The 14,058-nt window shown below is 68.0% G+C and carries 16 protein-coding genes; 12 read left to right on the forward strand and 4 right to left on the reverse strand.

The window, feature by feature from the left end; all coding sequences use genetic code 11:
* Positions 1–54 precede the first annotated feature (54 nt).
* From rpmJ to ACFWU2_RS12930, 9 genes are all read left to right on the forward strand, one after another.
* The gene (gene rpmJ / locus ACFWU2_RS12890; protein WP_003938068.1) at positions 55–168 is read left to right on the forward strand and encodes a 50S ribosomal protein L36; all 114 of its coding nucleotides are present in this window, start codon (positions 55–57) and stop codon (positions 166–168) included.
* A gap of 212 nt (positions 169–380) precedes the next feature.
* Positions 381–749 (forward strand): 30S ribosomal protein S13, encoded by a 369-nt coding sequence (rpsM, locus tag ACFWU2_RS12895; protein WP_072699592.1) that lies wholly within the window; start codon positions 381–383, stop codon positions 747–749.
* A complete protein-coding gene (gene rpsK, locus ACFWU2_RS12900; RefSeq protein WP_072699591.1) occupies positions 749–1,162 on the forward strand; it encodes a 30S ribosomal protein S11 in 414 nt (137 codons plus the stop codon). The genes rpsM and rpsK overlap by 1 nt, the downstream gene beginning before the upstream one ends.
* 26 nt (positions 1,163–1,188) lie before the next feature.
* Positions 1,189–1,794, forward strand: a complete 606-nt coding sequence (gene rpsD, locus ACFWU2_RS12905; RefSeq protein ID WP_378606353.1) for a 30S ribosomal protein S4 — start codon at positions 1,189–1,191, stop codon at positions 1,792–1,794.
* Between the two features lie 99 nt (positions 1,795–1,893).
* On the forward strand, positions 1,894–2,955 hold the full coding sequence (locus tag ACFWU2_RS12910; RefSeq protein WP_072699589.1) for a DNA-directed RNA polymerase subunit alpha: 1,062 nt from the start codon (positions 1,894–1,896) through the stop codon (positions 2,953–2,955).
* A 30-nt stretch (positions 2,956–2,985) separates the two neighbouring features.
* Positions 2,986–3,537, forward strand: coding sequence for a 50S ribosomal protein L17 (gene rplQ, locus ACFWU2_RS12915; protein WP_169619956.1), 552 nt, complete (start codon positions 2,986–2,988; stop codon positions 3,535–3,537).
* Between the two features lie 5 nt (positions 3,538–3,542).
* The gene (truA, locus tag ACFWU2_RS12920; RefSeq protein WP_378606358.1) at positions 3,543–4,460 is read left to right on the forward strand and encodes a tRNA pseudouridine(38-40) synthase TruA; all 918 of its coding nucleotides are present in this window, start codon (positions 3,543–3,545) and stop codon (positions 4,458–4,460) included.
* A gap of 136 nt (positions 4,461–4,596) precedes the next feature.
* Positions 4,597–5,178 (forward strand): hypothetical protein, encoded by a 582-nt coding sequence (locus ACFWU2_RS12925; RefSeq protein WP_378606360.1) that lies wholly within the window; start codon positions 4,597–4,599, stop codon positions 5,176–5,178.
* Positions 5,171–5,491, forward strand: coding sequence for a transcriptional regulator (locus tag ACFWU2_RS12930; RefSeq protein WP_169619953.1), 321 nt, complete (start codon positions 5,171–5,173; stop codon positions 5,489–5,491). Before ACFWU2_RS12925 ends, ACFWU2_RS12930 begins: the two co-directional genes overlap by 8 nt.
* 37 nt (positions 5,492–5,528) lie before the next feature.
* Here ACFWU2_RS12930 and ACFWU2_RS12935 read toward each other — a convergent pair whose 3' ends face one another.
* On the reverse strand, positions 5,529–6,671 hold the full coding sequence (locus tag ACFWU2_RS12935) for an acyl-CoA dehydrogenase family protein (RefSeq protein ID WP_169651619.1): 1,143 nt from the start codon (positions 6,669–6,671) through the stop codon (positions 5,529–5,531).
* Between the two features lie 54 nt (positions 6,672–6,725).
* Here ACFWU2_RS12935 and ACFWU2_RS12940 point away from each other — a divergent pair, with 54 nt between their 5' ends.
* On the forward strand, positions 6,726–7,307 hold the full coding sequence (locus tag ACFWU2_RS12940) for a TetR/AcrR family transcriptional regulator (RefSeq protein ID WP_378606364.1): 582 nt from the start codon (positions 6,726–6,728) through the stop codon (positions 7,305–7,307).
* Positions 7,308–7,327: 20 nt separating this feature from the next.
* A complete protein-coding gene (locus tag ACFWU2_RS12945; RefSeq protein WP_378606367.1) occupies positions 7,328–7,903 on the forward strand; it encodes an NADPH-dependent FMN reductase in 576 nt (191 codons plus the stop codon).
* Between the two features lie 9 nt (positions 7,904–7,912).
* Here ACFWU2_RS12945 and eccE read toward each other — a convergent pair whose 3' ends face one another.
* Entirely contained in the window at positions 7,913–9,541 is a 1,629-nt protein-coding gene (gene eccE, locus ACFWU2_RS12950) for a type VII secretion protein EccE (protein ID WP_378606369.1), read from the reverse strand.
* Between the two features lie 104 nt (positions 9,542–9,645).
* Between eccE and eccB the strand changes: the two genes are divergently transcribed.
* Positions 9,646–11,097 carry a type VII secretion protein EccB gene (gene eccB / locus ACFWU2_RS12955; protein WP_378606371.1) on the forward strand — a complete coding sequence of 484 codons (1,452 nt, stop codon included), beginning with the start codon at positions 9,646–9,648 and terminating at the stop codon, positions 11,095–11,097.
* Positions 11,098–11,101: 4 nt separating this feature from the next.
* Here the strand turns inward: eccB and mycP are convergent, their stop codons facing one another.
* Both mycP and eccD read right to left on the reverse strand, forming a co-directional pair.
* Positions 11,102–12,475 (reverse strand): type VII secretion-associated serine protease mycosin, encoded by a 1,374-nt coding sequence (gene mycP, locus ACFWU2_RS12960; protein WP_378606374.1) that lies wholly within the window; start codon positions 12,473–12,475, stop codon positions 11,102–11,104.
* A 4-nt stretch (positions 12,476–12,479) separates the two neighbouring features.
* Positions 12,480–13,937, reverse strand: a complete 1,458-nt coding sequence (gene eccD, locus ACFWU2_RS12965) for a type VII secretion integral membrane protein EccD (protein ID WP_378606377.1) — start codon at positions 13,935–13,937, stop codon at positions 12,480–12,482.
* Positions 13,938–14,058: the final 121 nt, after the last annotated feature.

A 14,058-nucleotide genomic window follows, 5' to 3' on the forward strand; every position in this document is an offset into this window, starting at 1 on the left:
CTTCGGTCGCGGTCAGCCGTGTCCGGGGGCGCACATACAGGAGATCGGACGCACGTGAAGGTTCAGCCTAGCGTCAAGAAGATCTGCGAGAAGTGCAAGGTGATCCGTCGTAACGGACGGGTCATGGTGATCTGCGAGAACCTGCGTCACAAGCAGCGTCAGGGCTAGATCGGACCTTCGTCTCGAAGATCTGCTTGGCAACAAGCAAAGAAGACCTTCCAGCACCAGTCGCACGGTTACGATCCTCGATCAGTCGAGGAGCTGTGCGATCAACCCCCGGTTCGGAGGCCGGGGCCCCACTGTGTTTATCGACTTACACAGTTTTTCGACGCAGGGGACGGGCTGGGAGCAGACCTCCGCACACCGAATAGGAATGCCACATGGCACGTCTCGCAGGTGTCGATCTACCCCGTGAAAAGCGGATGGAGATCGCACTCACTTACATCTACGGCATCGGCCGTACGCGCTCCCAGGAAATCCTTGCGGCGACCGGCGTGAACCCGGATCTGCGCAGCAAGGATCTGTCCGACGAGGATCTCGCCAAGCTCCGCGAGCACATCGAGGAAAGCTACAAGGTCGAGGGTGACCTCCGCCGCGAGGTCCAGGCGGATATCCGCCGCAAGATCGAGATCGGCTGCTACCAGGGCCTGCGGCATCGTCGTGGTCTGCCCGTGCGTGGACAGCGCACCAAGACCAACGCCCGTACCCGCAAGGGTCCGAAGCGCACCGTCGCAGGAAAGAAGAAGTAATGCCTCCCAAGTCACGCACCGCCGGTCCGAAGAAGACCCAGAAGGCACGGCGCAGGGACAAGAAGAATGTTCCGCACGGCGCCGCTCACATCAAGAGCACCTTCAACAACACCATCGTGTCCATCACCGATCCCCAGGGCAACGTGATCTCCTGGGCGTCGTCGGGCCACGTCGGCTTCAAGGGTTCGCGCAAGTCGACCCCGTTCGCCGCGCAGCTCGCCGCCGAGAGCGCTGCCCGCAAGGCGCAGGAGCACGGTGTCAAGAAGGTCGACGTTTTCGTGAAGGGCCCCGGTTCGGGCCGCGAAACCGCGATCCGCTCCCTCCAGGCCGCAGGCCTCGAGGTCGGCACCATCTCCGACGTCACGCCCCAGCCGCACAATGGTTGCCGTCCGCCCAAGCGGCGTCGCGTCTAATACGGGAAAGGAAAAGGTTCTAAGTCATGGCACGTTATACCGGTCCCGTTACACGTAAGTCGCGTCGTCTCCGCGTCGACCTGGTCGGAGGCGATCAGGCCTTCGAGCGCCGCCCCTACCCGCCCGGCCAGCACGGTCGCGCGCGGATCAAGGAGAGCGAGTACCTGCTCCAGCTGCAGGAGAAGCAGAAGGCTCGCTTCTCCTACGGCATCATGGAGAAGCAGTTCCGTCGTTACTACGAGGAAGCCGCCAGCCGCCCCGGTAAGACCGGTGAGGTGCTGCTCACGATCCTCGAGTCGCGTCTGGACAATGTCGTCTACCGTGCCGGCCTCGCCCGCACGCGTCGGCAGGCTCGCCAGCTGGTCAGCCACGGTCACTTCCTTGTCAACGGCAAGAAGGTCGACATCCCCAGCTACCGCGTCTCGCAGTACGACATCATCGATGTCCGCGAGAAGTCGCTGAGCACGCTGCCCTTCCAGGTGGCCCGTGAGACCCAGGGCGATCGCCCCATCCCGGGTTGGCTGCAGGTCGTCGGTTCGCGTCTGCGGGTGCTGGTTCACCAGCTTCCCGAGCGCGCACAGATCGACATCCCGCTGCAGGAACAGCTCATCGTCGAGTACTACTCGAAGTAAGGCACTTAGTGCCGTGTGTTTCTCCGGTCCTTCGGGCCGGAGAAACACACACCCATCCACCAGGGCGTCAAATAGCGGACGCCCACAAGGAGGCAACAGATGCTCATTTCGCAGCGACCCACCCTGACCGAAGAGGTCATCGCTGACAACCGTTCGAAGTTCGTCATCGAACCCCTCGAGCCTGGCTTCGGGTACACACTCGGCAACTCGCTTCGTCGCACCCTGCTCTCCTCGATCCCGGGCGCAGCCGTCACCAGCATTCGCATCGACGGCGTGCTCCACGAGTTCACCACGGTTCCGGGGGTGAAGGAGGATGTCACCGACATCATCCTGAACCTCAAGGGCCTCGTGGTCGGCTCGGAAGAGGACGAGCCGGTCACCATGTACGTCCGCAAGCAGGGTCCCGGCACCGTTACGGCCGGCGACATCGTCCCCCCGGCCGGTGTCACCATCCATAACCCGGACCTGCACATCGCCACCCTGAACGACAAGGGAAAGCTGGAGATCGAGCTCGTCGTCGAGCGCGGTCGCGGCTACGTCCCCGCCGTCCAGAACAAGGCGTCCGGCGCCGAGATCGGCCGTATCCCGGTCGACTCGATCTACTCGCCCGTGCTCAAGGTGACGTACAAGGTGGAAGCGACCCGCGTCGAGCAGCGCACCGACTTCGATCGGCTGATTCTCGACGTGGAGACCAAGAACTCCATCACGGCGCGGGACGCGCTCGCTTCGGCGGGTAAGACCCTCGTGGAGCTCTTCGGTCTGGCTCGTGAGCTGAATGTCGAAGCAGAGGGTATCGAGATCGGTCCCTCGCCCGCCGAGGCCGACCACATCGCCTCCTTCGGACTTCCGATCGAGGACCTCGACCTCACGGTCCGGTCCTACAACTGCCTCAAGCGCGAAGGCGTTCACACCGTCGGTGAGCTCGTGGCACGCACGGAGTCCGATCTGCTCGACATCCGCAACTTCGGTCAGAAGTCCATCGATGAGGTCAAGGTCAAGCTGCACTCGCTCGGCCTGTCGCTCAAGGACAGCCCCGCTTCGTTCGACCCCAGCACCGTGGCCGGTTACGACGCCGCGACCGGTACCTGGAGCGACACCGAGCCCGGCTCCTTCAGTGAGACCGACGGCAACGAGGACTACGCCGAGACCGAGCAGCTGTAGCAGCTCACGGTCCGTTACTAGGAGAAAATCATGCCCAAGCCCAAGAAGGGCGCCCGCTTCGGCGGGTCGGCCTCGCACCAGAAGGCGATCTTCGCCAACCTGGCCACCGCGCTCTTCGAGCACGGCCGCATCACCACCACCGAGTCCAAGGCAAAGGCCCTGCGCCCGTACGCCGAGAAGCTCGTCACGCACGCAAAGGCCAACACGTTGGCTTCGCGTCGTGAGGTGCTGAAGGTCCTCCGCAACAAGGACGTCGTCCACACGCTCTTCGCGGAGATCGGTCCTTCCTTCGAGGATCGCAACGGTGGCTACACCCGCATCATCAAGACGATGCCGCGCAAGGGCGACAACGCCCCCATGGCGGTCATCGAGCTCGTCCGTGAGAAGACGGTCAGCAACGAGGCGGATCGCGCTCGTCGCGTCGCCGCGTCGCAGTCTGCTCCGGCTGCCGAGGACAACGTGGTGGAGGCCGTCGAGGCCGACGCCACCGATGCCCAGGTCGAGAACGCGGATGCCGTCATCGAGTCGATCGAGGACGACACCGCTACGGCCGCCGATGCCGACGAGGCCAAGAAGGACTAGTTCCCTTGGTTTCGGCATCTGCTGAAGCACACGAGCCCGCCGACCCTTCCGAGGGCGGCGGGCTCGTCGCTTCCCATGACCCCGCTGTTGCGGACGGGCCCGAGCTCACCCGGCTCCGGCTCGATATCGCCTACGACGGCACCGACTTCTCCGGATGGGCACGGCAGCCCGGCCGCCGCACGGTGTGCGGCGAGATCGAGGAGAAACTCGGCGCGATCGTGCGTACCCCTGTGCTGCTCACCGTCGCAGGCCGGACCGACGCCGGTGTGCACGCGTCCGGTCAGGTCGCGCACGTCGACGTGCCCACAGCGGCACTGCCCGACGACCCTTCGCGATGGATCCGCCGACTGGCACGGTTTCTTCCCCGCGATATCCGGGTGACCGCAATCTCCGTGGCGCCGGCGCATTTCGACGCGCGGTTCTCCGCGATCCGCCGCCACTACGAATACCGGTTGACCACGGCGCCGTACGGTGCGGAGCCTTTGCGTGCGCGCGACACCGTGGCGTGGCCGAAGGCCGTCGACCTCGAGGCGATGCAGCGTGCATCCCGGTCGCTTCTCGGACTGCACGATTTCGCCGCGTTCTGCAAACGCCGCGACGGCGCCACGACGGTTCGCGAACTCCAGCGCTACGACTGGTCGCGCGACGGCGACATTCTCACCGCCTATGTCAGTGCCGACGCGTTCTGCTGGTCGATGGTGCGAAGCCTCGTCGGTGCTGCCCTCGCCGTCGGTGAGGGCCGGCGCAGCGTCGAATGGATGACCGAGTTGCTGCACGAACGCGAGCGCGCCGCATCGGTCGCCGTCGCGCCCGCGCACGGACTCTCGCTCGTGCGCGTCGATTATCCGACGGACGACGAACTCGCCGCACGCAATGTCGCGACCCGTGAAGTCCGCGGGCCCATCGTGCCGGGCTGCTGCTGAGGGTCTCGTCGCCGTCTCATGTCGTGTCGCGCCGGTCGGCGCAACGGCAGTCCTGCTGTCTTCGCAACTGCACCGTTACCGGATTGTCGGCGCCGACCCATTGACAGCGTTCACTTTGCATTGCAAAGTGAACGGCATGAACCCTCCCTCGCACAGTGAATGCGACGCCGCCCAGGCGCAGGATCTCATCACCGACATCGACCAGTGGTCGCGGCAGGGGAGAAGGCTGTCGTCGCCCGCGTGGTTCCCACTTCTCGTCGTGTCCGTCGCGGTGTTCGCGGCACTACCGGTCGCGCTTCTGCTCGGCGGCAACGCGACCGGTTACTGGGCTGTCGTGACTCCGCTCTCCGCGGTGGTCACGGGGTGGTACTTCGCCACCCGTCGCGTGCAACTGCCCATGATGCGCGGCACGATCGTGTTCGCAACCGGCGTCGTGATGCTCCTCGTCGTCGCGGGCTTCCTGCTGTGGTTCGCCGGAGACAGCGCAGACTTCCTGCCGTGGCTCGTGATCGCCTGCGGCTTCGGGATATTCGCTCTGGTGTGGCGATCGGCGCCGACCGCGTTCTTCGCCGCATCGACCGCGGTCGCGACCGTTGTCGTCGCGCTCGGAGGGTGGGGGAACGCAGGGATGATCATGACGCTCGTCGTCGGGACAGGAGCGGTCGTCGCGGCGATGGTCGAACTCGCGCAGGCGGATCCGGGACGTGCACATGCCTGACACGTCTTCGCCGGACGAGCATCCGACGCTCGGCCTCGACGACGTCGTCCACCAACGCACCCGCCTCGGAATTCTCTCACTTCTCCGAGACGGTGCGTCGATGCAATTCGGTGTGCTCCGGGAAACGCTGCGCCTGACGGACGGAAATCTGAACCGTCATCTCAAAGTGCTCGTCGACGCGGGACTGCTCGAGAGCACCCGCGAAGAAGGCAAAGGACGCACACGTACCTGGGTCACGATCACCCCGGCCGGGCGCGCCGCGCTCGACGCCGAGATCGCCGCGCTCCGCGCGCTGATCGGCGCGCACGACTAGACGGAGACTCGCCCGGTCCGGGGACCGCCGGTCCGGCTCAGCCGGCCAGGGACCGTGCGATCACCAGACGCTGAATCTGGTTGGTGCCCTCGAAGATCTGCGTGATCTTGGCATCGCGCATGAACCGTTCGACGGGGAAATCGCGCGTGTACCCATAGCCGCCGAGCACCTGCACGGCATCGGTGGTGACCTTCATGGCGGCGTCCGTCGCGACGAGTTTCGCGACCGAGGCCTGGCGTGAGTAGGGGAGTCCCGCGTCCTTGCGGCGCGCGGCGTCGAGGTAGGTGGCGCGGGCGGAGTCGACTGCCGCCGCCATGTCGGCGAGGACGAATCCGAGACCCTGGTGGTCGATGATGCGCTTGCCGAACGCTTTGCGTTCCTTGGCGTAGGCGGTGGCCTCGTCGAGCGCTGCCTGCGCGATACCGGTCGCAACAGCGGCGATGCCCAGGCGGCCCGAATCCAGCGCGCTGAACGCGATGGGCAGCCCCTGGCCTTCGGCGCCGATACGACGGTCGGCCGGGACGAACGCGTCGTCGTAATGCGCTGCGGTGGTGGGGATCGCGTGCAGGCCCATCTTCTCCTCGGGCTTGCCGAAGCTCAGGCCCTCGGTTCCGTCGGGCACGAGGAAGCACGAGATGCCCTTCGAACCGGTGTCGGCGGTACGCGCGAACAACGTATAGAAATCCGCCTTGCCGCCGTTGGTGATCCACGCCTTCGATCCGGTGATGCGATACCCGCCGTCGACGGCCGTCGCCCGGCACGCGAGTGCGGCGGCATCCGATCCGGCCTGCGGCTCGGACAGGCTGTACGCGCCGATGGTGTTGCCGCCGAGCATGTCCGGAAGCCACGCGTTCTTCTGTTCGTCGGTGCCGTGGGTGGCCAGGGCGAAACAGGAGAGGCCGTGCACGCTCACCGCGACCGCGACCGCAGCCCACCGGGCTCCGAGTTCTTCGAGGACCTGCAGGTAGACCTCGTACGGCTGGTCGCCGCCGCCGAACTCCTCGGGGTACGGCAGGCTCAGCAGGCCCGCCGCACCGAGCGCCGGGAACACACCCTCCGGGAACGTCTCGGCGCGCTCGTGCTCGTCGACGCGCGGGGCCAGGACCTTGTCGGCGACGTCGCGGGTCAGCTCGATCAGGTCGTAGGCCTCTTGGGTGGGCAGAAGACGCTCGACAGCCACAGGGTTCCTCCTCAGAAACAGTACTGAGAAAGATACTGCAGTACTGTTCTAAGTATGACAAGAGCGGAGACGCGCCGGACGACCGCGCGCCGGGCCCAACTGTTCGACCAGCTTGTCGCGATGTTTCTGGCCGAGGGCTTCGCACACCTCACCCTCGACGACGTCGCCGCCCGCCTCCATTGCTCGAAGTCCACGCTCTACGCGCTCGCGGAGAACAAGGACCGGCTGGTCTATGCCGTCACGGTGCACTTCTTCCGGGGTGCCACCGAGCGCGTCGAAGCAGAACTCGCACGCAGTGCAGGAGCAGAAGCGCGGATCCGCACCTATCTCGAGGCGGTCGGACGGCAACTCGAACCGGCATCCGCGCGCTTCATGGAGGACATCGCCCGGACTCCCGTCGCGCGCGAGGTGTACGAGCGCAACACCCGGATGGCGGCAGATCGGGTGCGCACGCTGATTTCCGAGGGTGTCGACGCGGGTGATCTCCGCGACGTGCACGCGGCCTTCGTCGCCGACGTCGTCGCGTCCGTCATGGTGCGAATCCAGCAACGGCAGGTCGCCGAGGCGACGGGACTGGCCGACGCTCAGGCCTACCGCGAACTGGCAGCGCTCCTGACACACGGTCTCACCACCTGACCGGGCCTAGGATCGCAGGCATGGACCCACAGATCGGGACCGGGCCGGTCCGCCTCGAGATCGTCGTGGCCAGCGTGCGTGCCGGACGCGTCGCACCGGTCGTCGCCCACTGGTTCGCCGAGACCGCGCGCCGCCGAGCAGAATTCGATGTGGGAATCATCGACCTCGCGGACACTCCCTTACCTCAGGATCTGTCGGGAGGCCCCGAAGCGGACGCGTTCACCCGCCGTGTGGGCGCGGCCGAGGCGTTCGTTGTGGTCACCTCGGAGTACAACCACGGATATCCGGCCGCGCTCAAGACCGCGATCGACACGGTGAAACACGAATGGCGCACCAAGCCGATCGGATTCGTCTCCTACGGTGGGCTGTCCGGCGGATTGCGCGCCGTCGAGCAACTCAGGCAGGTCGTCGTCGAGGTGCATATGGTGCCGGTGCGCGAATCGGTGAGTTTCCACCGCGTCAAGCACGCTTTCGCGCAGGACGGCACCACCACCGACGGGGCGGCGATCGACGCGGCAGAACGCATGCTCGACCAGATCGATTGGTGGGCGCGGACGGTGCGGGAGGGGCGGGCTCGCACGGAGTATCCGGGCTGAGCAGGGCAGTCAGGACACCGGAACAGGTTCGGGAATCCGCGGCCGGCCGATATGGGTGGTCTCGGCTGCAATGGTCACGAGCGTGAGGTGCACGCGGGTGCCGGCTGTGGTGAGAAGGATCCGGTCTCCCGATGCGCCCGGTTGATGAAGCAACACCGTGGGGCGTTCTCCGGGCAAGCTCTCCGGGTACATCTGCACGTGAATCGCGCTGACCTGCGGCGGAACCGTCGTGGGCCGCACGCCGTCGTAGACCACGGTGTCGAACTTCCCATCGTCGGCGTACTCACCCGCGACGCGAAGCCGATCCGGTCCGGCAGCACCGTCGAGTAGCGGCCGCCACGCACCGACCCGATCGGTGTACAGGAGAACCCGCGCTCCCACGGCCACCGCTCTGAACACGACCTGCTGTGCCAGGTACAACTCGCCCGCGACATGCACCGAGCGGATCCCGGGACCGAAGAGTCGCACGGTGACCGCGCGCCCGGCATCGTCCGAACCGATGAGCTGACCGCAACCGCCGGGCGGCAGTGCGAGGTCAACCAGTTCGCCGGCACTCACATCACGCAACGGAGCCACGTGCTCGAGTCTCGGCGCGGCCACCGGCAAGGCGGCGGTCAACGACTCCCGGTCGAGCCCGTACGGGCAGCGGAGCCCGGGCAGCGCCGGAACGACAGGCGATCTCGTGGTGAACCGAGCCGATCCCGCGACCCGGACGGCGCCCTGATCTCCCGGCCGTAGCCGGACTACGAGTGTCGATGAGAGGGCGGGATAGGTCCACACGCTGGTCGCTGCGTGACGACCGAATCGGCGGGGGTCGAAGTAACCACCGCTGTTGAAGCCCATCGGGAGGGGGACGTGATGCGGGTGCCGCGCGAATTCGGCCGGCGCGACACCGTGCGCGACGCGACGCGATGCTGTCTCGATGTCGGAGGCGCTGAGAATGATTCCCGCACAACCTCCGTCGTCGAGCACTCGCACGACGCGCCGCGCCGCCGCCGCGACCGTATGTGCCGCCCCTTCCGCTCCGCCGCCGCGCCGGGCGATCGCCTCACCACAGGTCGACACGTCGAGACGGACAGCGAGCCAGACCGTTCGCTCGGCTGCAGCGGGCAGCGGACCCAGTAGGTGTGCGTAGACCTGCCCTGCCGGGCTCGAATCGCGTACCCGCCATCCGTGCGTCACCACATCGATCCCGTCGAGGGTGACGTCGTGCCGGCGCAGGCACGATGCGATCGCGTCGAGCGGCAGCGTGACCTCGGCCTCGACGCTGTCGCGCCCCACGCGCATGACCTGCCCGGGCCGGGACACGACCTCGACGACCGCCGTCACGTACGGAGCGTCCCAGCTCAGGCCGATCGGGCGACCGGACGGCTGCGGGAAGTCGCGCAGGACCGCTTCGTTTCCGCGTCGTCCGCACCGGTAGCGCACCAGTGTGGAGGCGAACGTGATCGCATCGACTCCGCGAACCGGGATCGTCAGTGCCGCCGCGACGAGCGCGCCCCCCGCTACCGCCATCCACATCCGGCCCGTGGCGCCGTGCACTGCGGCCCACACCGCCACCGCAGAGATCTGCGCGATCACCAGACGGGTGACGGCAACGGATTTCGTCCGTCCTGCCGCCGCCGAAGCCCCAGCCATGTCTCCCCCCGATCCCGCCCGGCCGCGCCCCCTGCGCTCCACCGGACTTCCCGGCGGAACTGTACTGTGTTGCGGCAGAGAGCGTGCCGCACAGGGGGAGATACATGGCAGCGCAGCCGACCACGCGATGGCAGGTCAGCGGATACAGATTTCTCATGCGGCGCATGGGCCACGCATTGGTGCGACGCGATGTGCGGATGATCCACGACCCCCTGCGTTCCCAGTCCCGCGCGCTCGCGGTGGGAACGGTCGTGGCATGCCTCGGCCTCGCCGGCTGCGCCGCGCTGGCTTTGTTCCGGCCTCAGGACCGGATCGGGGATGCCACCGTCGTCGTCGGACGCGAGTCCGGCGCGCTGTACGTCGCGATCGACGGGACTTTCCACCCCGCCCTCAACCTGGCGTCCGCACGCCTCGTGCTCGGCTCGCCCGTCGAACCGGTCGTCGTGGCCGACGACCAACTCGCGGATCGCCCCCGTGGCCCTCTTGTGGGGATCCCGGGTGCGCCGTCGTCGCTGACCCACGCCTCGGACGATCGGCCGTGGACCGTGTGCGACACCGTCGAACCCAACGGAATGCACGGCGTGACGACCGCCGTCGTCGTCGGTGCGCCGGAGAGCGGCAGAAGTGCGCCCCTGCGCGAGGACGAAGCCTTTCTCGTCTCGTCCGACGATCGTTTCTATCTGGTGTACAACGGTGTTCGAGCGGAGATCGACCCGGACGACCGTGCGTTGACGCGAGTGCTCGGTATCGATGTGACGCGGGCTCGTCCGGCGAGTCCCGGTCTCCTGGGCGCGGTTCCCGAAGTGCCTGCTCTCGCCGCCCCGGTGATTCCCGGTGCGGGCGGTGCTCCGAGCGTGCACGTTCGCGGGTTGCCGGTCGGATCGGTGGTCGCGCTGACCGAGCCCGATGGGCAGAGTTTCCACGTCGTGCTGCGCGACGGCGTTCAAGAGGTGTCGCGAGCGACCGCGCAGATCCTGCACGCGTCGGATTCGCAGGGGGCGGCGGAGATCCCGGTCGTACCGCCGGACGTCCTCAAGAATGCGCCCGCCGTGCAGGAGCTTGCGGTGGCTTCCTTCCCCGCCGTGATTCCCGACATCGTGGAGCCGGCCGACGCTCCCGTGGCGTGCCTTACCTGGGACCCGGGGGAACCCGGGGACGGCCGGAACCGTTCGACGCTGGGGTTGTCGGCAGGCACCGGGCTCCCCCTCGCCGAGGACGCCGTCCCGGTGGTGCCGGCGCAGGCGGACGGCGCGGGCCCGAACGCCGACGCCGTGTACGTCCCGCCGGGGCGGGGCGTGTACCTCGGCACGACGGCCGTGACGGCCGGTAGCGATCGCGCCGGCTCGTTGTTCTATGTCGCGGACACCGGTGTCCGTTACGGCATCGTGGACAGTGAATCCGCGGCAGCCCTGGGTTTGTCGGACCCGGTCCGCGCCCCGTGGCCGATGGTGGAACTCCTCGCACCCGGTCCCGCTCTCGGCAGGGCTGAGGCGCTGCTCGCGCACGACGGTGTAGCACCCGACCCGAGCCCCGCACCCGTACGCGCGGGAGGCTGACGGCTCAGGACCGCTCGCCGAGACGGCGCCGCGGGATCGACAGCAACACGATGGGCACCAGCGCGATACAGACCGCGGCCGCAGCGATCAGCGCGACGGTGCGCGACCGGTTGTCCGGCGGGGGAGTTTCTGCGGGCGCAGCGAGCGGGTGCGGTTCGGGAGGACGCACCTCTGCCGAACGTGAATGGTTCGCCGACAGTGGGGCTGTGACGGCTGCGTACGGATCCACGATCCCGTGGCCGACCCGCGGATTCCAACCCTCGGCGGGGGCATGCGCGGTCGCCTCGATCCGGGCCATCACCTCACGTGCGATCAGGTGCGGGTGCCGGGCACGCACGAGAGCCGCAGTCGCCGCGACCAGCGGCGCTGCGAAGCTGGTGCCGGAAATCGATTGTGGCCCGTTCGATCCCCAGATCTGGTCCACGAGACCCGCCGTGCCGGGATTCAAGGAGACCAGTCCGCTGCCCGGTGCCGCGACATCCACCCACGGGCCCGGCAGGCTGTATTCGGACGGGGTGCCGTCCGATTCGACCGCGCCGACGGTGAGCACGTAGTCGTCGTACCAGGCCGGCGACGCCAGAGTCGTGACCGAATCCCACGGATCGTCTTGGGGAGCAGCGGGATCGAGCGATGCAGGATTCCCGGGACGGCAGGTATCGGTGTTCCCGGCCGCCACGACCACGACGACGTCTTCGACATCGGTGGCGTACTGCACGGCCGCGCCCAAGGGGCCGTCGAACAGCCCTTCGGCAGTGGTCCGGCATGCCACCTCCGAGATGTTCACCACGGTCGCACCCAAATCCACCGCTCGTCGGAGCGCGAAGGCGAGTGTGCGCACGTCGCCGTAACCGGTGGCATTGCGGGCGGTGTCGTCGTCTGCGCGTGCCCGATCCGAGTACCGTCCGCTCGACTGGCGAATCGTGATCAGCTGGACATCGGGCGCACCCCCGGCGAACCCGGATCCGGGAACCTGGGCAGCCGCGATGAGACCTGCGACGAGTGTGCCGTGCGCGTCGCAGTCGTCCGTGCCGTCCCCTGTCGATACGTAATCACCACCCGGTTGCAGTGCGGGTAGCCGGGGATGGGGCTGCACCCCGGTGTCGATGACCGCGACGACCTGCCCCGCGCCCCGGGTGAGTGGCCAGACGGACTCGAAATCGAGAATCCGCTGGGCAATGGGCACCTGGGGCCCGTCCGCTGCATCCTCCGGTTCCGAGCACACGATCCGTTGTTCCGTGGCGTCCGGCGGCGCCGGAGCACCAGCGGACGGCAGAAGGGCTGGGTCCGGAACGGGTGGTCTCGCCGCGGCCGGACTGCCGGCGCCTGCGATCACCGCCGCGATGACGACAACGCAGGCGGACGCCGCACACCGTCGCATCCCTTCACAGCCCCCGCACCGCGGAGTACAAGCCCGCGACCCAGCACGCGAGCGGAACGACGAGCGCGATCACGGTGTATTCGGTCAGTTCCGCGATCCGGCGCTGCACCGGCGTGAACTGACGGCGGGGCGCCACCACACCGAACACGATCGCTCCGGCGAACATCGCCAGGGCAGCGGCGGAGACGAACCACGGCGGAACCGGAGTGAGTACCGCCGCTCCGGTGATCAGCCCGATCAGGATGGTCGCGCCGCCCAGTACCAGCGGCACAGCTTCGGTCGCGGACGTGTAGGAGCGGCCCCGGAACATCAGCACGACCGCGGTGGTGACGGCCAGACCTACCCCCGGCCACGACACCGCCCCGGCCACCGGATAGGCCGCGCACCACGCGCCACCGACGGCGACGGCGACCGCCCCGTAGACCAGCCCGGTCAGATGCGCGCGGGCGAGTCCGATCCGTGCCTCGAGTTCCCCGAACGACGGGAGCGGAGCAGCAGTCTCCGGATCGGGCGAGACCGGGTCGAGTGACGTTCCGGGTACGGGTACGGGAGGTACGGGCAGGCGGCCGAGAACCGCTGCGAGCCGTGGCGCGGATGCGGCGAGAAGCAAGGCTGCGATCACCGTGCCCGCACCGAGCGCGTGCGGCCCGACACCGGCCGTCGACGCAAAACCCAGTGCGACCGCCGCGCAGGCCGCAGCGGCGGCGACACCGGTGAAGGTCGCAGTACCGACCATGGCCGTTCGCAACGCAATCACCGCGGCCGCACCGACCAGCACGGCCCCGAGCAGTAGGTGGGGAGGCCCGACATCGCCCGGCACGAGCAGCACTCCTGCGGCGAACACAGTCGGTACCGCGCAGACGGCGGGCAGGAGCCCCGTCCGCGGGTCGCCGTACCCACGTGAGACGACCGCAGCCGCGAGCAGGAGCAGAACGCCCAGCACCGCCGCGATCGCGCCCGCTACAAGTCGGTGCGGTCCCGCCGGCAGTTGCACCAGGGAAAAACAGCCCGCGGAGAGCGCGGCCGGAGCGAGAACTGTTGCGAGCACACCTGCGGGAGCCGCGCCCCACCGTCGCAACCGGTCCTTGCCGTCCACCGCCACCGCGTACATCACGTCGTCGAACAGCGGGGGAGGCGCAGGAGATCCGGCGTCGGCGAGGACGAGCAACTCGCCGTCGCGTACACCGTGTTCGTCGAGGCTCAGCGCACCGGCAAGCGGCGCATGACCGATCCGGGCGAGGGTCCACGCCCCCGGCTCCACCTGCTCGGGCGTGAGATCGAACCGGTTCGCGGCCCGGTGCGATGCGACGAGGTCGACGATGCCGGGAATCAGCAGCGCCACAGGAACTCCGAGGGGAAGGGCGAGATCCACCTCGGTGTGTTGCGCGAGCACCGTGATCCTGCACAGATCCGGAGCCTCGACAGTGCCGTGATGGTCGGATCCGGTCTGCGCGGACGTCATGGCCTTCTTCCCCCGTCGTTCACCCGGTCGCCGGCCGCTGCGCGCGGCTCCCCTCGGATGTGCACCGCGCCGACCGGGACGACGCAGACCATACGACACGGGCCGGTCGGTGTCTCGTGGC

The sequence above is a fragment of the Rhodococcus sp. NPDC058639 genome (assembly GCF_042717545.1).
Classification (GTDB): domain Bacteria; phylum Actinomycetota; class Actinomycetes; order Mycobacteriales; family Mycobacteriaceae; genus Rhodococcus.